This window comes from Pseudonocardia broussonetiae (assembly GCF_013155125.1).
GTDB classification, from domain to species: domain Bacteria; phylum Actinomycetota; class Actinomycetes; order Mycobacteriales; family Pseudonocardiaceae; genus Pseudonocardia; species Pseudonocardia broussonetiae.
Window position 1 is genome coordinate 1,780,036 of the sequence record NZ_CP053564.1, and the last position, 18,622, is coordinate 1,798,657.

General features: G+C 75.1%; 19 protein-coding genes. 14 read left to right on the forward strand and 5 right to left on the reverse strand.

The window, feature by feature from the left end:
• The 3 genes from HOP40_RS08775 to HOP40_RS08785 all read right to left on the reverse strand — a co-directional run bounded on the left by HOP40_RS08775 (position 1) and on the right by HOP40_RS08785 (position 2,429).
• On the reverse strand, positions 1-1,230 hold the full coding sequence (locus tag HOP40_RS08775) for an MFS transporter (RefSeq protein WP_172156500.1): 1,230 nt from the start codon (positions 1,228-1,230) through the stop codon (positions 1-3).
• A gap of 103 nt (positions 1,231-1,333) precedes the next feature.
• A complete protein-coding gene (locus HOP40_RS08780; protein WP_172156502.1) occupies positions 1,334-2,008 on the reverse strand; it encodes a Crp/Fnr family transcriptional regulator in 675 nt (224 codons plus the stop codon).
• Between the two features lie 169 nt (positions 2,009-2,177).
• Positions 2,178-2,429, reverse strand: a complete 252-nt coding sequence (locus HOP40_RS08785; protein WP_172156504.1) for a hypothetical protein — start codon at positions 2,427-2,429, stop codon at positions 2,178-2,180.
• Positions 2,430-2,668: 239 nt separating this feature from the next.
• Between HOP40_RS08785 and nth the strand changes: the two genes are divergently transcribed.
• From nth to HOP40_RS08805, 4 genes are read left to right on the forward strand one after another with little or no spacing between them, the layout of a single operon-like run.
• Complete coding sequence (gene nth, locus HOP40_RS08790) at positions 2,669-3,445, forward strand: endonuclease III (protein WP_172168088.1); 777 nt, start codon at positions 2,669-2,671, stop codon at positions 3,443-3,445.
• The gene (locus HOP40_RS08795) at positions 3,442-4,101 is read left to right on the forward strand and encodes a TlpA family protein disulfide reductase (RefSeq protein ID WP_172156506.1); all 660 of its coding nucleotides are present in this window, start codon (positions 3,442-3,444) and stop codon (positions 4,099-4,101) included. Before nth ends, HOP40_RS08795 begins: the two co-directional genes overlap by 4 nt.
• 2 nt (positions 4,102-4,103) lie before the next feature.
• The gene (locus tag HOP40_RS08800; RefSeq protein ID WP_240157588.1) at positions 4,104-4,790 is read left to right on the forward strand and encodes an NUDIX hydrolase; all 687 of its coding nucleotides are present in this window, start codon (positions 4,104-4,106) and stop codon (positions 4,788-4,790) included.
• Between the two features lie 10 nt (positions 4,791-4,800).
• Positions 4,801-5,997, forward strand: a complete 1,197-nt coding sequence (locus HOP40_RS08805) for a MarP family serine protease (RefSeq protein ID WP_172156517.1) — start codon at positions 4,801-4,803, stop codon at positions 5,995-5,997.
• 18 nt (positions 5,998-6,015) lie between these two features.
• On the opposite strand, the gene HOP40_RS08810 is transcribed toward HOP40_RS08805, so the two are convergent.
• Entirely contained in the window at positions 6,016-7,296 is a 1,281-nt protein-coding gene (locus tag HOP40_RS08810) for an adenylosuccinate synthase (protein WP_172156519.1), read from the reverse strand.
• Between the two features lie 64 nt (positions 7,297-7,360).
• Here HOP40_RS08810 and HOP40_RS08815 point away from each other — a divergent pair, with 64 nt between their 5' ends.
• Positions 7,361-8,074 carry a hypothetical protein gene (locus tag HOP40_RS08815; protein WP_240157589.1) on the forward strand — a complete coding sequence of 238 codons (714 nt, stop codon included), beginning with the start codon at positions 7,361-7,363 and terminating at the stop codon, positions 8,072-8,074.
• A 312-nt stretch (positions 8,075-8,386) separates the two neighbouring features.
• Positions 8,387-9,661 carry a reverse transcriptase family protein gene (locus HOP40_RS08820; RefSeq protein ID WP_240157590.1) on the forward strand — a complete coding sequence of 425 codons (1,275 nt, stop codon included), beginning with the start codon at positions 8,387-8,389 and terminating at the stop codon, positions 9,659-9,661.
• 1 nt (position 9,662) lies between these two features.
• On the opposite strand, the gene HOP40_RS08825 is transcribed toward HOP40_RS08820, so the two are convergent.
• Complete coding sequence (locus tag HOP40_RS08825; protein ID WP_172156521.1) at positions 9,663-10,325, reverse strand: lysophospholipid acyltransferase family protein; 663 nt, start codon at positions 10,323-10,325, stop codon at positions 9,663-9,665.
• Positions 10,326-10,533: 208 nt separating this feature from the next.
• On the opposite strand from HOP40_RS08825, the gene HOP40_RS08830 reads away from it, so the two are divergent.
• The 8 genes from HOP40_RS08830 to HOP40_RS08865 all read left to right on the forward strand — a co-directional run bounded on the left by HOP40_RS08830 (position 10,534) and on the right by HOP40_RS08865 (position 18,616).
• Entirely contained in the window at positions 10,534-12,111 is a 1,578-nt protein-coding gene (locus HOP40_RS08830; protein ID WP_172156523.1) for an ABC-F family ATP-binding cassette domain-containing protein, read from the forward strand.
• A 179-nt stretch (positions 12,112-12,290) separates the two neighbouring features.
• Positions 12,291-13,541, forward strand: coding sequence for an urea ABC transporter substrate-binding protein (gene urtA, locus HOP40_RS08835; protein WP_205347131.1), 1,251 nt, complete (start codon positions 12,291-12,293; stop codon positions 13,539-13,541).
• 72 nt (positions 13,542-13,613) lie between these two features.
• Entirely contained in the window at positions 13,614-14,498 is an 885-nt protein-coding gene (gene urtB, locus HOP40_RS08840; RefSeq protein ID WP_172156525.1) for an urea ABC transporter permease subunit UrtB, read from the forward strand.
• Complete coding sequence (gene urtC, locus HOP40_RS08845) at positions 14,495-15,607, forward strand: urea ABC transporter permease subunit UrtC (RefSeq protein WP_172156527.1); 1,113 nt, start codon at positions 14,495-14,497, stop codon at positions 15,605-15,607. Before urtB ends, urtC begins: the two co-directional genes overlap by 4 nt.
• The gene (gene urtD, locus HOP40_RS08850) at positions 15,607-16,386 is read left to right on the forward strand and encodes an urea ABC transporter ATP-binding protein UrtD (protein ID WP_172156529.1); all 780 of its coding nucleotides are present in this window, start codon (positions 15,607-15,609) and stop codon (positions 16,384-16,386) included. The genes urtC and urtD overlap by 1 nt, the downstream gene beginning before the upstream one ends.
• Positions 16,386-17,078, forward strand: coding sequence for an urea ABC transporter ATP-binding subunit UrtE (gene urtE, locus HOP40_RS08855; protein WP_172156531.1), 693 nt, complete (start codon positions 16,386-16,388; stop codon positions 17,076-17,078). The genes urtD and urtE overlap by 1 nt, the downstream gene beginning before the upstream one ends.
• Before the next feature lie 61 nt (positions 17,079-17,139).
• Complete coding sequence (locus tag HOP40_RS08860; protein WP_172156533.1) at positions 17,140-18,261, forward strand: hypothetical protein; 1,122 nt, start codon at positions 17,140-17,142, stop codon at positions 18,259-18,261.
• A gap of 52 nt (positions 18,262-18,313) precedes the next feature.
• Positions 18,314-18,616 carry an urease subunit gamma gene (locus HOP40_RS08865; RefSeq protein WP_172168098.1) on the forward strand — a complete coding sequence of 101 codons (303 nt, stop codon included), beginning with the start codon at positions 18,314-18,316 and terminating at the stop codon, positions 18,614-18,616.
• Positions 18,617-18,622: the final 6 nt, after the last annotated feature.

An 18,622-nucleotide genomic window follows, 5' to 3' on the forward strand; every position in this document is an offset into this window, starting at 1 on the left:
TCAGGCCTCCACGAGCTGCCGGGCGGGGGCCAGCGTGCCCCGCCGCACCCACAGCACCGCGGCGACGACCGCCCCGGCCACCCCGCCGACCAGGAACGAGCTCGCGGCCCCGGCCACGTCGACCGCCACGCCCGCCGCGACCTGCCCCGCGGAGATGCCGAGCACCGCGGCGGTGACGATCCAGCCGAAGGCCTCCGTGGCCGTGCCCGCCGACGCCGTCGCCTCGACGCCGAGCGAGTGGGCCGTGACCTGCGGCGTGATCAGCGCCCCGGCCGCCAGCATCGCGACGACCAGCACCGGCAGCGACGCCAGCGGCCCGACCAGCGCCATCGCCGCCACGCAGAGGGCGAACGCGGCCAGCAGGAACGGCATCCGCAGGTGCAGCGGGCGCGGCCACGGGCGCAGCGAGTAGGCGATGCCGGCCACCACCGAGGCCACCGACCAGGCCGAGAGCAGCACGCCGCCCAGCGTCGGCGAGCCCTGCTCGGTGGCCACCGCGTTGACGCCCACCTCGACCGCGCCGATCACGAGGCCGAAGCCCAGCGACGCGATCGCGACCGTCCGCATCCCGCGCCCGGCCAGCGCGCCGAGCACGCCGATCGACGGCCCGCCCTCCGACGGGGCCTGCGTGCGCACCGGGCGGCTGAGCGCGAAGACCGTGGTGCCCGTGACCATCCCGGCGACCGCGACGGCGAGCGCGGTGCCCGGCCACGGCGCCGTCACCAGGAACGCGGCCAGCGCCGGGCCGAGGATGAAGAACGTCTCGAGGCTGATGGCCTCGTAGCTGTAGGCCGCGTCGCGGCGCGGGCCGGCCGGGACGAGCCGCGCCCACAGCGCGCGCGACGCCCCCGGCATCGCCGGGCGCACCAGCCCGGACACCGCGGCCGCGCCGACGAGCAGCGGGACGGCCGCGTCCGCCTCGATCGCGAGGACCAGCCCGGTCGCGGCGACGGCGTAGAGCGCGGCCGTCAGCAGCAGCGGGCGCATCGGCCCGGTGCGGTCCATCCACCGGCCCTGCGCGACCGCGCCCAGCGACTCCCCGGCCAGCGTGCCCGCCGAGACCACCGCGGCGACGGCGTAGGACCCCGTCGTGCGCTGCACGTAGAGCAGCACCGCGAGCGTGGTCATGGCGATCGGCAGCCGTGCCAGCGCGGAGGCGAGCGCGGGCACGAGGGCACCGGGGGCGGTCAGGGCGGCGCGGTAGTCGGCGAGGGCGGTGGAGGGGGACACGCCGACCAGGATCGCACGAACTGGCACGCCCGTACTACTTTATTGCCGCGGACGCGACGAACGGCACCCCCGGGGTCCCGGGAGTGCCGTTCGGCGGAGCTGTCTAGCGGGCCCGGCGGGCCAGGCGCTCGGGCTCCAGGATGAGCACGCTCTTGCCCTCCAGGCGCAGCCAGCCGCGGTGCGCGAAGTCGGCGAGGGCCTTGTTCACGGTCTCGCGGCTCGCGCCCACGAGCTGCGCGATCTCCTCCTGCGTGAGGTCGTGCGTGACGCGCAGCAGCCCCGACTCCTGCGACCCGAACTGGCGCGCCAGCTGCAGCAGCGACTTCGCCACGCGTCCGGGGACGTCGGTGAAGATGAGGTCGGCGAGCATGTTGTTGGTGCGGCGCAGCCTCCGGGCGAGCACGCGGAGCAGCTGCTCGGCGATCTCGGGGCGCTTGCCGATCCACTCGCGCAGGGCCGTGCGGTCCATCGTGTAGGTCCGCACCTCGGTGACCGCGGTGGCCGACGACGTGCGCGGCCCCGGATCGAAGATCGACAGCTCGCCGAACATGTCGGACGGGCCGGCCACCATCAGCAGGTTCTCCCGGCCGTCGGGCGACTTGCGGCCGATCTTCACCTTCCCGGTGCCGACGATGTACAGGCGGTCGCCCGGCTCGCCCTCCGCGAAGATCACGTGCCCTCGCGGGAACTCCGCGGGCTCCAGCGCCTGCGCCAGCGCGTCGGCCGCGTGCGGCTCGACCCCCTGGAAGATGCCTGCGCGGATCAGAATCTCGTCCACTTCACCGCTCCTCGTCCCGGCCGCTGCCCCGCGGCGGATCACCGGCGCGCCAGTCTAGGGGGTGCGCCCACCCTGTGTGACGTCGCGATGGTCGTTTTCCGTGCACGTCCGGGCTACTTGGGGTTCGTGACGCCGTCCCGATGGCCCGTCCGGGGTGTCCGGAGGACGGTCAGGCGGCCTTCTCGCGCTTCTCCGGCTTGCGGCCGCGAGGGGCGCGGTTGCGCAACCGGAACAGCTCCAGTGCGCGTCCGGTGCCCTGCCGGAACAGGGCGCGGACCTCGTCCGGACGGGGGCGCTCGAGCAGTTCCTCGAGCTCTTCCGGACGCACGGTGGACTCACGCAGCTTGGACTCCACGCGCTCCATGCCGAGCGCGAAGAACATCACGAGCAGCGGAACGAGGACGGAGAGCCAGGCAGTCATATCAGGAGAGATGTTCCCGCACAGCCCGTTGTTACGCGGGACCGGGGTCGGTGTGGCGGTATCCGATACCCGATCGTGTCCGGGTGTTCGGTGGTGGTGACCCGAGTCGGCGTGTCGGGGGCCCGCCGTAGGCTCGTCGGGTGACCGCTTCCTCCCCCACGACCCGCAAGGCGGCCGCGCTCGCGAAGCGCGTGGCGGAGGGCGAGCCGCCGCTGGGCCGGGCGCGCCGCGTCGGCCGGATGCTGCGCGAGCTCACCGACACCCATCCCGACGCGCACTGCGAGCTCGACTTCCGGACGCCGCTGGAGCTGGCCGTCGCCACCATCCTGTCGGCGCAGAGCACCGACAAGGGCGTCAACCTCGTCACCCCGGCCCTGTTCGCCCGGTACCCCACGGCCCTGGCCTACGCGGAGGCCGACCGCGCGGAGCTGGAGGAGATGATCCACAGCACCGGCTTCTTCCGGAACAAGGCCAGCTCGCTGATCGGGCTCGGCGCCGCGGTCGTGGAGAAGCACGGCGGCGAGCTGCCGCACACGCTCGACGAGCTGGTGGCGCTGCCCGGCATCGGCCGCAAGACGGCCAACGTCATCCTCGGCAACGCGTTCGACGTCCCCGGCATCACCGTCGACACCCACTTCGGACGCCTGGTGCGCCGCTGGGGCTGGACGGCGGAGGAGGACCCGGTCAAGGTCGAGCACGCGATCGGCGCGCTCGTGCCGAAGCGCGACTGGACGATGACGTCGCACCGCGTGATCTTCCACGGCCGCCGCGTCTGCCACGCCCGCAAGCCCGCCTGCGGCGCCTGCTCGCTGGCCGCCGACTGCCCCGCCTACGGCGAGGGCCCCACCGACCCGGTGCAGGCCGCGAAGCTGGTCAAGGGCCCGTCGCGGCCGTTCCTGCTCGCGCGGGTGGGCCTGGCCGACGACGGCGAGCCCGCCCCGGCGCCCGCCGACTCCCCCGCGGGCCTCGACGCCGCCGCGGCCACCCCGTCGGCGATCGAGCAGGACGTGCCGTGACCCGTCCGCGCACCGGCCCGGGGCGGGCGGAGGTGGTCTCCACCGCGGTGGTCGTGCTGCTCGTCGCGCTGGCGGTGTTCGCGCTGTGGCCGCGCTCGCCCGAGGCGCCCGCGGCGGCCGGGGGGCCGGCCGGGGGCCCGGTCGCCCCGCAGGCCGTCGCCGTGCCCGACGCCGAGCTCGCACCGCTGCGCGCCGCCGCGGCCCTGCCGCCGTGCCCGGTGCCGGCGTCGGCGCCGGCCGGCGGGCCGCTCGCCGGTGTCACGGTCGCCTGCCTGGGCGCCGAGGGGCCGGTCGACCTCGGGTCGGTCGCTGCGGGCGGTCCCGTGCTGCTCAACCTGTGGGCGTCCTGGTGCGGCCCGTGCCGCGACGAGCTGCCGGCGCTCGCCGAGTACGCCGCGCGGCCCGGGTCGGTGCCGGTGCTGCTCGTCGACGTCGACGACGACCCGCGCGCCGCGCTGCGCCTGCTCACCGACCTCGGCGTCGAGCTGCCGTCCGCGCTCGACACCGGCTCCGCGCTGCGCACGGCCCTGGACGTGCCGCCCGGCCTGCCCTACTCGTTCCTGGCCCGCGCCGACGGCTCGGTCGCCCGCGTCGACCCGCCGGTGCCCTTCGCCGACGCCGACGCCGTCGCGGCGGCCGTGGCGGCGCTGTCGTGAGGGTGGACGAGCCGGGAGGGGCGCTGCGGCCCGAGAAGGCCGCGCCGTCGCTGCGCCCGCTGGTCGACGCCGTCCGCGACGTCGACGCCTTCACCCTGAGCCGGCACCGCATCCCGCCGCCCGAGGGCGGCCGCCGGGCGGCCGTGCTCATGCTGCTGGCCGAGGACGAGCACCACGGGCCCGACGTGCTGCTCGTCGAGCGCGCGAGCACGCTGCGCGAGCACGCGGGCCAGGTCGCCTTCCCCGGCGGTGGCGCCGACCCGGGCGACGCCGACGCGGTGGCCACCGCGCTGCGCGAGGCCGAGGAGGAGACCGGCCTCGACCCCGCCGGCGTCCTCCCGCTGGCGCTGCTGCCCGAGCTCTACATCCCGCCGTCGGGGTTCGTCGTCACGCCGGTGCTGGCGCAGTGGGAGCGGCCCAGCGCGGTGCACGCCGTCGACGCCGGGGAGACCGCGGCCGTCGTCCGCGTGCCGCTGGCCACCCTCGCCGACCCCGCCAACCGGATCCAGGTGGGCCATCCGAGCGGCTACACGGGCCCCGGCTTCCTGGTCGCGGGCCTGCTCGTGTGGGGCTTCACCGGGGGCCTATTGTCCGCGCTGTTGGATCTGGGTGGTTGGGCGCGGCCCTGGGAGCCGTCCCGGGTGCTGGATCTGGACGAGGCGTGGCTGCGGGCCCGCGCCGAAGCATGAGGAGACCGTCGTGAGTTGGGTCGACCTCATCGTCATCGCGCTCGCGCTCGTCGCGGGCGTGTCCGGGTGGCGCCACGGGATGGCCGTCGCCCTGCTTTCGTTCGTCGGCGTGCTGGGCGGCGCGGTCCTCGGCGTGCGCCTGGCCCCGCTGCTGGCCGCGGGCATCGAGTCCACCAGCACCCGGATCGTCGTCAGCATCGTGGTCGTCGTGCTCCTCGTGGCGCTGGGCGAGACCACCGGGGTGTTCTTCGGCCGCCGCATCCGCGACCGCATCACCGGCGAGAACACGCTGCGCGTCGACTCCACGCTGGGCTCGGTCCTGCAGGCCATCACCGTCGTCATCGCGGCCTGGCTGGTGGCGCTGCCGCTGGCCTCGGCGAGCTTCCCGGGCCTCGCGTCGGGCGTGCGGGGGTCGGAGGTGCTGCGCGTCGTCGACTCGGTGATGCCGGCCGGCGCCCGCGCGCTCCCCGAGGAGCTGCGCCAGCTGCTCGACACGTCGGGCTTCCCGCGGATCCTCGACTCGTTCGACCAGACCCCGATCGAGGAGGTCGGCCCGCCCGACCCGGCGCTGGCCGGCAGCCCGGTCGTCACCGAGGTCGCCGACAGCGTGCTCAAGGTCCGCGGCCGGGCGCCGTCGTGCCAGCGCGCGCTGGAGGGCACCGGCTTCGTCATCGGCGACGGCCTGGTGATGACCAACGCGCACGTCGTCGCGGGCACCGACGAGGTCGGGGTCGAGGTCATCGGGCGGCGGGGCAACCCGGTCGAGCTGGCCGGGGAGGTCGTCCTCTACGACCCGGCCGTCGACATCGCGGTGCTGCGCATCCCCGAGCTCGACGCCCCGGCGCTGGCCTTCCGCCCGCAGCCCGCGCAGGTCGGCGAGGACGCGATCATCCTCGGCTATCCGCTCGACGGGCCGTTCACGCCGTCGCCGGCCAAGGTGCGCCAGGAGATCACGCTCAACGGCCCCGACATCTACGACGACGCCACGGTGTCGCGCAACGTCTACACCGTCCGCGCGGTGGTTCGCTCGGGCAACTCCGGCGGCCCGATGATCGACCGCGACGGCCAGGTCATCGGCGTGGTGTTCGGCGCGGCGCTCGACGACAGCGAGACCGGCTTCGTGCTCACCAACGAGCAGGTCGCGGCGTCGGTGAACCCGCAGGCCCGCCTCGGCGACGAGGTCGACACCGGGGCCTGCGCGAACTGACCCGTTCGCACTCACGACCTAGACGTCGCGGGTGATCGTCTGGTCCCGGCCGGGCCCGACGCCGATCGCGCTGACCGGCGCGCCGGTCAGCTCCTCGATGCGCTCGACGTAGGCGCGCGCAGTGGCCGGCAGCTCGTCGAACGTGCGGTACGGGGAGAGGTCCTCGAACCAGCCGGGGAGCTCCTCGTAGACCGGCACGGCGTGGTGCACGTCGGACTGCGTCATCGGCATGTCGTCGACGCGGCGGCCGTCGACCTCGTAGCCGACGCACACCGGCACCGTCTCCAGGCCGGAGAGGACGTCGAGCTTGGTGAGGAAGAAGTCGGTGATCCCGTTGACGCGCACGGCGTAGCGGCCGATCACGGCGTCGAACCAGCCGCAGCGGCGCGGACGCCCGGTCGTGACGCCGACCTCGCCGCCCGCCTTGCGCAGGTGCTCGCCCATGGCGTCGAGCAGCTCGGTCGGGAACGGGCCCGAGCCGACGCGGGTCGTGTACGCCTTGAGGATGCCGATGACCCGCGTGATCCGGGTCGGGCCGATGCCGGAGCCGACGGACGCGCCGCCCGCGGTCGGGTTCGAGCTGGTGACGAAGGGGTAGGTGCCGTGGTCGACGTCGAGCAGCGTGCCCTGCGAGCCCTCCAGCAGCACCGTCTCGCCGCCCTCCAGCGCCCGGTTGAGCAGCAGGCGGGTGTCGGCGATGCGGTCGGCGAAGGCGCGGCCGTGCTCGAGGACGGAGTCGACCACCTGGTCGACGTCCATCGCGCGCCGGTTGTAGACCTTGACCAGGACCTGGTTCTTGAGGTGGAGCGCCGCCTCGACCTTCTGGTGCAGGATCTTCTCGTCGAGCACGTCGGCGACGCGGACCCCGACGCGCGAGACCTTGTCCTGGTAGGCCGGGCCGATGCCGCGGCCGGTGGTGCCGATCTTGGCCTTGCCCAGGAACCGCTCGGTGACCTTGTCCATCTCCACGTGGTACGGCATGATCAAGTGCGCGTCGGCGCTGATCAGGAGCCCGCTCGTGTCGACGCCGCGGTCCTCGAGGCCCTTCAGCTCCGTGAGCAGCACGCCGGGGTCGACCACCACGCCGTTGCCGATCACGTTCTTGCACCCGGGCGTCAGGATGCCCGACGGGATCAGGTGCAGCGCGAAGTTCTGGCCGTCGGGGAGCACCACCGTGTGGCCGGCGTTGTTGCCGCCCTGGTAGCGCACCACCCACTGGACCTGATCACCGAGGATGTCGGTGGCCTTGCCCTTGCCCTCGTCGCCCCATTGGGCGCCGATCAGCACGATGGCGGGCATGTGAGACTCCAGTTCTTCGAGCGACGATCTCGAGCAGAGTGGCGGCGGGAGGGTAACCGATCACGTGGGCACGATCGACTCGACAGCACTGGTGGTGACCTGCGCCCCGGAGCGGCGGCTCCCGCTGCACGGTAGTCGTCGCGTGCCCGCGTTCGGCGAGGTGCCCACCGTGGCCCTGCCCGCCCGGCCCGGGCGCGACGCCCTGGACCCCGTGCTGGCCGAGCACCACCCGGGCCGGCTCGTCGTCCACGGCACCGACGCCGACCTCGCCGCGGTCGTGCTGCGCCTGCTGCGCACCGAGCGGCTCGACGTCGAGGTCGCCTACGTCCCGGCCTCCCGGCGCTCGGCCGCGGCCCGCGCGTGGGGCCTGCCCCGCGACGCCGCGGCGCTCGCGCTGACCGGCGTCGCCTCGCCCGTGCCCCTGGTGCGCGACGACACCGGCGGGGTGCTCGTGGGCGCCGGCGAGATCCGCGACCTGACCGGTGAGTGCTACTGCGACGACGTGCTGGTCCTGCGCGGGCGCACCCCCCGGCTGGTCGTGGCGGCGGGGCCGGGCGGCGTCGCGGTGCGCGCGGGCCGCGGCACCGGCCTGCCGTCGGGCACCACGATCCCGGTGCCACCCGGCTCCCGCTCCGGCCGCGGCGCGGCGCTGGGGCGGGCGGTCCAGGTGGGCGGCGAGCCGTTCACGGCGGTGTCGGACGGCGTGGCCCACCCCCGTCCGCTGGAGCGCCGCACCTGGTACCGCCACACCGTCGACTGGCTGCTCGTCCGCCCCTGACCTCGCACACACCTCCCGGGGCTCGCACACAGGTCCGGCCCTGTGTGCGAGCCCCGCGGCCTGTGTGCGAGCCCGTTCTCATGCAGCGTTGGTAGCGTCGCCGCCGATGCAGCGGCGCGCGGTCGAGACGGCGAGCACCCGGCCCCGACGGCGGGTCTCGTGGCTCCGGGGCAACCCCGGGGTGCACCACCTCAGTGCGGCACGGCGTCCCACGCAGGACGGGCAGGTACGGCATGCCTCCCCTGCGCGGCCGACGGGAACACCGGTCGTCCGCGGCCGCTGCATCGCCCGGGGAACCGGGTCCGCCTGACCGTGGCCCCCGAACCGCACGTCCTCGCCGCGCTCCTGCCCGGGCCGTGGACCGTCGACGCCCTCACGACCCGCATCGCCGGGTGCCGGGGGTGGGGCGGGCCCGACGAGGTCGGCGACGTCGTCGCGGCGCTGCTCGCCCGCTGGTCGCGCGCCCCCGCCGGGCGTCCCGAGCGGGTCGGGGCGCAGGTGGCCGCGCTGCTGGCCGCGCGCCCCCGGCGGCGTCACGTCGTCCCGGAGTCGCCGCCGTCGGACGTCGCCTGGCGCTGGCCCGTCGAGCCGTGGACGGGCCTCGACGCGCTCGCCCGCGGCCTGGACCTGCGGACCGGCGAGCTCGACTGGTTCGCCGACCGCGGCGGCTGGCTGCACCGCACCCCTGACGGCCCGCTGCACCACTACCGCCGCCGCTGGACCACCTCCCGCTCCGGCACGCCCCGGCTGCTGGAGACGCCCGCCCCGCGGCTCGCGGAGCTCCAGCGCCGGGTCGGGCGCAGGGTCCTGGCGCGGATCCCCGTGCACGACGCCGCGCACGGGTTCGTCCGCGGCCGCTCCCCGCACACGCTGGCCGCGGAGCACACCGGGGCCGCGACCGTCGTCCGCCTCGACCTGGAGGGCTTCTTCGCTCACGTGTCCGGGGCGCGGGTCGCGGGGCTGCTGCGCGCGGCGGGCTACCCGGACGCGGTGGCGTCGGCGCTGGCCGGGCTGCTGGTCACGAGCACGCCCGCGCCCGTCCGGCGGGCGGCCCCGGCCGGGGGCGACGTCGGCGCGCGCCGGCGCCTGCTCGACCGCCTCGCCCACCCGCACCTGCCGCAGGGGGCGCCGACCTCCCCGGCCGTCGCCAACCTGCTCGCCCACACCCTCGACCGCCGCCTGCACGGCCTGGCCGGCGCGCTCGGCGCCCGCTACGGCCGCTACGCCGACGACCTGGTCTTCTCCGGAGACCGGCTGCCCGCGCACGGCCTCGTCGCCCGGGTCACCGCGATCGCCGCCGAGGAGGGCTTCCGGGTCCGGCCGGACAAGACGCGGATCGCCCCGGCGCACCACCGCCAGCGGGTCACCGGACTCGTCGTCAACGCGCACCCGGCCGTCGCCCGCACCGACTACGACGCCCTGCGCGCCCTGCTGCACAACTGCGCCCGGACCGGCCCGGAGGCGCAGAACCGCGCGGGCCACCCGGCGTTCCGCGACCACCTGCTCGGCCGGATCGCCTGGGCCGGCGCCGGACACCCGGCCCGTGCCGCCCGCCTGCGCGCCCTGTTCGACGCCGTCCGCTGGTAGCTCAGGCGGCGGGGCGCTCGTGGTAGGTGTCGACGTACTCCTGCTGCGAGAGCGTCGCGATGGCGTCCATGATCTGGTCGGTCACGGCGCGGCGGATCGCGGGCGCGCTCTGCAGGCCGTCGTAGCGGGAGAAGTCGAGCGGCTCGCCGTAGCGGATCACGACCCGGCGCAGGCGCGGGAACCGCTTCCCGACCGGCTGCACCCGCTCGGTGCCCAGCAGCGCGACCGGCACGACGGGCGCGCCCGTGTCGAGCGCCAGCGTGGCGACGCCGGTGTGGCCGCGGTGCAGCCGCCCGTCGAGCGACCGGGTGCCCTCCGGGTAGATCGCGAACGCGCCGCCCGCCTCCAGCACCGACCGGCCCGCGTGCAGGGCGTCGAGCCCGGCCCGGGCCGACGCGCGGTCGACGGGCACGTACCCGAGCGCGGTGAGGAAGCGCGCCAGCGCCCGGCCCCGGATCCCGCGCCCGACGAAGTACTCGGCCTTGCCCAGGAACGCGACGGGCCGCCGCGCCGTCAGCGCGATCACGGCGGTGTCGACGGCGGCGCGGTGGTTGGCCGCCAGGATCAGCGGGCCGCGGGCGGGCAGGCGCTCGACGCCCTGGACGACGGGCCGCCAGAGCAGCCGGGCGAGCGGGGCCAGGAGGAAGCGCACGAGGAGATGCACGGCCCGGGAACGTGGGGACCGTCACACGGGTTCCGGAGCGGTCGCGGGTCCACCCGGATGGCCGCATCCGGGCGCGGAAACCCGTTGCGCCGGGCCCGGAGCGTCGGGCACCGTCGGCCGCGACATGGAGAGCTGAGCGCACCCCGCACCCGCCCGCGGCCCGGCCCGGCGGCTGCCCGTCACCCGAACTCCCCGGTGGTGCGCACCCATGCCCTCAGCCCTCCTCGCCCACGACCTCGTCCGCGCCTACGGCGACCGCGTCGTCCTCGACGGCGTCTCCCTCACCGCCGCCCCCGGCCGCCGGATCGGGCTGATCGGGGAGAACGGCGCAGGCAAGTCGACGCTCCTGAGGCTGCTCGCGGGCGTCGAGGAGCCCGACGCCGGCACCGTCGAGCGGCCCGCCGACCTCGGCTTCGCCCACCAGGAGCTGCCCTGGCCGGGCTCGGCCACGGTCACCGACGTGCTCGACGACGCCCTGCGCGACGCCCGGGCCGCGCTCGCCGCCCTCGACGTCCTCGCCGCCGCCCTGCCCGAGCGCGCCGACGAGTACGCCGAGCGGCTGGAGTGGGCGCAGGACCACGACGCCTGGGACGCCGACCGCCGCGCCGACCGCACCCTCGACGGCCTCGGCCTCGCCGACGTGGCCCGCGACCGCCGCCTGGACTCCCTGTCCGGCGGGCAGCGCAGCCGCGTCGGGCTCGCCGCGCTGCTGGTCCGGCGGCCCGACGCCCTGCTGCTCGACGAACCGACCAACCACCTCGACGACGACGCCGCCGCGTTCCTGGAGCAGACGCTGCGCGCGCTGCCCGGCGTCGTCGTGCTGGCCAGCCACGACCGCGCGTTCCTCGACGCGGTGTGCACCGACGTCGTCGACCTCGACCCGGCCGTGGACGGCCCGGCCCGCCACGGCGGCGGCTACTCCGCCTACCTCGCCGCGCGGCGCGCCGCGCGCGAGCGCTGGGAGCACCGCTACGCCGAGGAGCAGGAGGAGCTGGCCGAGCTGCGGCGCTCGGTCGCGGTGACCGCCCGCGAGGTCGCGCCGGGCCGCCCGCGCGGCAACCAGCCCAAGATGTTCTACGGGTTCAAGCGCGGCCGCGTGCAGAGCCAGGTCTCCCGTCGCGTCCGCAACGCCCGGCGCCGCCTCGACGAGCTCGACCGCGACCAGGTGCGCCGCCCGCCCGAGCCGCTGCGCTTCACCGCGACCGTCGGCGACGCCGCGCCCGGGCCGGCCGCCGCGCTGCGGGAGGTCCGCGTGCCGGGGCGGCTGGTGATCGACGCGCTCGACGTCGGCGCCACCGACCGCGTGCTGGTGAGCGGCCCGAACGGCTCGGGGAAGTCGACGCTGCTGGCGGTGCTGGCCGGTCGGCTGGCCGCCGCGGGCGTCGTGCACCGGCGGCGCGGGCTGCGGATCGGGATGCTGGCGCAGGACGTCGGGCTGCCCGACCCCGACCGCACGCCGCGCCGCTACTACGAGGCCGCCGGCGGCGCCGTCCCGCTGCAGGACCTCGGCCTGGTCGCGCCGCGCGACCTCGACCGGCCCGTCGGCGTCCTGTCGGTCGGCCAGCGCCGGCGCCTGGAGCTGGCGCTGCTCGTGGCGTCCTCCCCGCAGCTCCTGCTGCTCGACGAGCCCACCAACCACCTCTCCCCGGCCCTGTGCGACGAGCTGGAGGAGGCGCTGCGCACGAGCCCCGGCGCGGTGGTGGTCGCCAGTCACGACCGGTGGCTGCGGCGGCGCTGGACCGGCCGCGAGGTCACTCTCCGGGGTGTCGTGACCGTCACACGGTGACGATCGCGTTACCGCGGACCCTCCCGGCCCGCCCGTTCGGGACACCGGTGTTCACGACATCCGTTCGTGGGCGAAACAACCGATTCCTAGTTTTCCACGAGTGCGGGCACCGTCCACCGCACGTCACCGCCACCGGGCTCCGGGGATCCCACGGCCGACCTCAGCCTCTGGAGGCTCACTTGTCCACGGTCCGCGCGCGTCGCACCGCGCTCCTCGCCGTCGCCCTCTCGACGGGCCTGTTCCTCGCCGCGTGCGGCGCACGCGTCGACGACGCCTCCGGCGCGGCCGCCGCGTCCTGCGTCGACACCTCGGGGAGCGAGATCAAGATCGGCTTCCTGAACTCCCGCTCCGGCACGATGGCGATCAGCGAGAACACCGTCTACGACTCCCTGGAGATGGCGGCCGCCCAGATCAACGGGGCGGGCGGCGTCCTGGGCAAGCAGCTCACGATCGTGGCCGAGGACGGCGCCTCCGAGCCGACGGTCTTCGCCGAGAAGGCCGAGAAGCTCATCCGCGACGACTGTGTAGCCGCGGTCTTCGGCGGCTGGACCTCGTCCTCGCGCAAGGCGATGCTGCCGGTCTTCGAGGGCAACGACGCGCTGCTGTTCTACCCGGTGCAGTACGAGGGACTGGAGTCCTCGCCGAACATCTTCTACACCGGGGCCACCACCAACCAGCAGATCGTGCCCGCCCTGGACTACCTCAAGGAGCAGGGCGTCACGAGCCTGTTCCTGGTCGGCAGCGACTACGTCTTCCCGCAGACGGCGAACCGGATCATCAAGGCCTACGCCGAGGCGAACGGCATCGAGATCAAGGGTGAGGAGTACGCCCCGCTGGGCTACACCGACTTCAGCACGATCGTCGCCAAGGTCCGCGACGCGGGCGCCGACGCGGTGTTCAACACCCTCAACGGCGACTCCAACGTCGCGTTCTTCAAGGAGTACCAGTCGCTGGGCCTCACGGCCGAGGCGATGCCGGTGCTGAGCGTGTCGATCGCCGAGGAGGAGGTCGGCGGCATCGGCGCGTCGAACATCGCCGGCCAGCTCGTCGCCTGGAACTACTACCAGACCATCGACAGCCCGGTGAACAAGCAGTTCGTGTCGGACTTCCAGACCCTCTACGGCGCGGACCGCGTCACCTCCGACCCGATGGAGGCGGCCTACACGTCGCTGTTCCTGTGGAAGGGGATGGTCGAGGCCGCGGGCTCGTTCGACGTCGCCGCGATCCAGGCCGCGGCCGACGGGGTCAGCTTCGACGCTCCCGAGGGCACCGTCACCGTCAACGGGGAGAACCACCACATCGCCAAGACGGCGCTGATCGGGCGCATCTCGCCGGACGGCCTGATCAACACCGAGTGGTCCTCCGGCGCCCCGATCGAGCCGGACCCGTACCTCACCTCCTACCCGTGGGCGGAGGGACTGGCCGGCTGACCCCGGCGCGGCCGGCCGGGGGCGCACCCCGGCCGGCCGCGGTCCCCCTCCCCGGCACGGAAGGCGATCGGCATGGAGATCCTGGTCACCCAGGTGTTCAACGGGCTCAGCGGAGGGTCGGTCCTCCTGCTGGCCGCGCTCGGCCTGGCCCTCACGTTCGGCCAGATGGGCGTCATCAACATGGCGCACGGCGAGTTCATCATGGCGGGCGCCTACACGGCGTTCGTCGTGCAGCAGGTGGTCTCCTCGGCCGGGGTGTCGCTGCTCGTCTCGCTGCCGGTCGCGTTCGTCGTCGGCGGCGTGCTCGGCGTCGTCCTGGAGGCGACGCTGCTGCGGCGCATGTACCACCGGCCCCTCGACACCCTGCTGGTGACGTGGGGGGTCTCGCTCGTCCTGCAGCAGCTGACCCGCGACGTGTTCGGCACGGCGGGCGTCGACGTGGTCGCGCCGGAGTGGCTGGCCGGCCCGGTCGAGGTGCTGGGCTTCGCGTTCCCGCGGTCGCGGCTGTTCATCCTCGGCCTCGCGATCGCCGCGTTCCTCGCGCTCGCGGCCGGGCTGCGGTTCACCCCGCTCGGCCGGCGCATCCGCGCCACCGTGCAGAACCGGCAGCTCGCGGAGAGCTCGGGCATCTCGACCCGCGCGACGGACCGGCTCACGTTCTTCATCGGCTCCGGGTTCGCCGGGGTGGCCGGCGTCGCCCTCACCCTGGTCGGCTCGATCTCGCCGAACCTGGGCACGTCCTACATCGTCGACGCCTTCCTGGTGGTCGTCGTCGGCGGGATCGGGCAGATCAAGGGTGCGGTGATCGCCGCGTTCCTGCTCGGCGTCGTGCAGTCGTGGATCGAGTACACGACCACCGCCTCGATCGCCAAGGTGCTCGTGTTCGCGCTCATCATCGCGTTCCTGCAGGTCCGCCCGCAGGGCATCTACAAGCTGCGGACGAGGAGCCTCGCGTGAAGCGGATCCTGGAGAGCCGGTGGGTGGTGCTCGGCGGCTTCGTCGTCGGTGCCGTGCTGCTGTTCGTGGTGGCGCCCGCGCTGCTGTCGTCGTTCCGGCTGGGGCTGCTCGGCAAGTACCTCTGCTACGCGATGGTCGCGGTCGGCATCGGCCTGGCCTGGGGCCGCGGCGGCATGCTGACGATGGGCCAGGGCGTCTTCTTCGGGCTCGGCGCCTACATGATGGCGATGCACCTCAAGCTCGGGGACGCGGGACCGGGCGGCGTCCCGGACTTCATGGCGCTGATCAGCTCCAACGGGGTGCCCGGGTGGTGGGAGCCGTTCCGCTCGCCCGCGTTCACGCTGGTGGCGATCGTGCTGCTGCCCGCGCTGGTGGCCGGCCTGCTCGGGCTGGCGACGTTCCGGCGCCGCATCCGCGGGGCCTACTTCGCGATCCTGTCGCAGGCCCTCGCCGCGGCGTTCGCGATCCTGCTCATCGGCAACCCGACCGGCACGGGCGGCTCCACCGGCCTCAACGGTTTCAAGGGCTTCCTCGGGTTCTCCCTGAACGACCCGGTGAACCGCCGGCTGCTGTTCTTCATCGCGGCGGGCGCGCTGCTGGTGATGGTCGCCGTCGCGCGCCAGCTCATGGTGAGCCGCTACGGGGAGCTGCTGGTCGCGTGCCGCGACTCCGAGGAGCGCGTCCGCTTCCTGGGCTACGACCCGGCGCTGGTCAAGACGTTCGCGTACGTCACGGCCGCGGTGATGGCGAGCGTCGGGGGTGCGCTGTTCGTGCCGATCGTGGGCATCGTCTCGCCCAACGACGTCGGCATCGTCCCGTCGATCGGCCTGCTCATCGGCGTGGCCATCGGCGGCCGCACGACGCTGCTCGGCCCGGTGCTCGGCGCGATCGCCGTGGCCTGGGCGGGCACGACGCTCTCGGAGTCGATCCCGTCGGGCTGGACCTACATCCAGGGGCTGATGTTCATGCTCGTCATCGCGTTCCTGCCGGGCGGCCTCGCCTCGCTGGGCGGCGTGGTCGGCGACCTGCGCGACCGGTTCGACCGGCGGCGCCGGCCCCCCGCACCCGCGGCCGCCCCCCGGGTGCCCGTCCCGACCGGAGGCAGCTGATGGCCGAGTACCTGGAGCTCTCGGGCCTCACCGTCGCCTTCGACGGGTTCGTCGCGGTCGACGGCGTCGACCTGAGCGTGCTCGCGGGCGAGCTGCGGTTCCTGATCGGGCCCAACGGCGCCGGCAAGACGACGCTGATCGACGCGGTGTCGGGGCTGGTCGCCGCGACCGGGTCGGCCCGCTTCGACGGCCAGGAGCTGGTCGGGCGCAAGGTGCACCGCATCGCCCGGCTCGGCGTCGGGCGCACGTTCCAGACCGCCACCGTGTTCGAGGAGCTCAGCGTGCTGCAGAACCTCGACATCGCCGCCGGGTCGCGGCGCGGTGCGCTGTCGCTGCTGCGCCGCCGCACCGTCGTACCGGAGGAGGTGGAGCGGACGCTGGACACCGTCGGCCTCACCGACCTCGCGGACGCCCCGGCCGGCACGCTCGCGCACGGGCAGAAGCAGTGGCTGGAGATCGGCATGCTGCTGGTGCAGGACGCGCGGCTGCTGATGCTCGACGAGCCGGTGGCCGGGATGAGCGCGGAGGAGAAGGACGAGACGGGGCGGCTGCTGCAGCGCATCGCCGCCGACCGCACGGTCGTGGTCGTCGAGCACGACATGGACTTCATGCGGGCGTTCGCCACCTCGGTCACGGTGCTGCACGCGGGGAAGGTGCTCTCGGAGGGCACCGTCGCGCAGGTGCAGGCCGATCCGCGCGTGCAGGAGGTGTACCTCGGCCCCGGGCACAGCGCCGAGGAGGCCGGGATCGTGTTCGCCGACGCCGGGGAGGTGTCCTAGTGCTGCAGCTCGTCGACGTCGAGGTCGGGTACGGCCGGACCGACGTGATCCACGGTGTGTCGCTGGTGGTGCCGCCGGACGGGGTGGCCGCGGTGATGGGCCACAACGGGGCGGGGAAGACCACCCTGCTGCGCGCGGCCGTCGGGCTGCTGCCGGTCCGGTCCGGGCGCGTGCTCCTCGACGGTGAGGACGTCACGGGGACGGCGCCGCACCAGCGGGTCCGGCGGGGCCTCGCGTACGTGCCGCAGGGCCAGCAGTCCTTCGGGCAGATGACGACGATGGAGAACCTGCAGCTCGTGGCCGACGGGCGGTCGCGGGGAGCGGCGCTGGTCGACGAGGCGCTCGACCTGTTCCCGGCCCTGCGGGGGCTGCTCGGGCGCCGCGCCGGTCTGCTCTCGGGCGGGCAGCGCCAGCAGCTCGCGATCGCCCGCGCGCTGGTCACCGAGCCGCGGCTGCTCATCCTCGACGAACCCACCGAGGGCATCCAGCCGTCGGTCGTCGCCGAGATCGAGCAGACGATCCTCGACCTGACCCGCCGCGGCGGCCTGTCGGTCCTGCTGGTGGAGCAGCACGTCGGCTTCGCCCTCGGGGCCGCCGGCCGCTACTACGTGCTCGCCGCCGGGCGGGTCACCGCGGACGGGTCGGGAGGGACCGCGGCCGTCGGCGACGTCCGCAGCGCCATGGCGATCTGACGGCGCGATGGCGATCTGACGGCCCCGGCGACCTCCCGTGGCGGGGTAGCAGGATGGCCGCGTGTCCCACGACCTGAGCGTCTACCTCCCGGAGCGGCCCGACCTCGCCGCCGCCGCGCGGGCCGCGGACGTCGAGCTGGACGGCCCGGACGCCGACGGCGGCGGGCTGCTCCTCCTCGGCGGGGAGTACGTGGCGGACGTCGTCGGGCCCGAGCCCGTGGAGCCCGGGGACGTCCCCCAGCAGGTCGAGCCGTCGGACGTGCCGGAGCTGGCCGACGTGCTCGACGCCTGCCGGTGGCGCGTCGACGTCGTGGTGCAGGGCAGCGCGGCCGAGGGCGTCGAGCGGGCCGTCGCCTTCTGCCGGGCGCTGGCCGGGGACACCGGGATCGTCGAGGACCCGGCCGACGGGCTGTGGTCGGCCGGGCGGACCCACCGGCCCCGCCCGGGCCGCGACCGGCTCGTCGACGTCGTGCAGCTGCGCTGGTACGGCCGCGGCGACGCCCTGCCCGCCGGGTTCGCGCAGCGCTGGCTCGACCTGTGCCGCGCGCACCTCCCGGCCGCGCTCCCGGTCCGCTTCGGGCCGTCCGAGCCGCCGCGGCTGCGCCTGGACGTCGACGGCGACGCCGCGTTCGTCGCCGCGCACGCCGACGACACGGTCTACTACCGCGCCGCCCGGCCCTGCTACGAGGGCGCGCTGGCCTCCGCGGCGGGGCGCGGGCCGGTGCGGACGCACTCGCTGACGCTCGACCGCGACGCGCTGGCCGACCCGGCGCTGCGGGCGTCGGCGCTCGCCCTGTTCGTGGCGCTGGCCGAGGCCGCCGGCGCGTTCTACGCCGCCGCGGCGGTGGAGCGCGACCTCACGTGGACCGGGCGGCAGCTCTACGTCACCCGGTCCGAGCCGCCCCTGGCGTTCGGCGGGTCCTGGCTCGGGCTGCCGGCGCGGCCCGTCGCGTGGAGCTGGTTCGGGCCCGCGTACCGGAAGCTCGTCGCCCGCTCGCTCGGGTTGGACGGCCCGCTGCACCGCTGGTCCGACGACCTGCCCGACGCCGGCACGCTGCCGGCGACCTGGCTGCCGCCCGAGCTGACGACCTCGGGGACCGATGACCCCGCCGCCCGGGTGCCCCGCGGGCTGCGCCCCTCGCCCTGGGACGGGCTGCTGGGCCGGCTGCCGGGGCGCCGGTAGGCGCAACACCAGCGGCACCTGCCGGTAACACCGTCCGGTGAGGATGACCGCCATGTACCTCAGCCCGCAGGAGCAGGACAAGCTCCTCGTGCACGTCGCCGCCGGTGTCGCCCGGGCCCGCAGGGAGCGCGGGCTGCGGATGAACTACCCCGAGGCCGTCGCGCTGATCACCGACCACGTGCTCGAGGGCGCCCGCGACGGGCGCACCGTCAGCGAGCTCATGTCGAGCGGCCGCACGGTGCTCGGCCGGGCCGAGGTGCTCGACGGCGTGCCCGAGATGCTCGACTCGGTGCAGGTCGAGGCCACCTTCCCGGACGGGACGAAGCTCGTCACCGTCCACAGCCCGGTCGCGTGAGGAGCC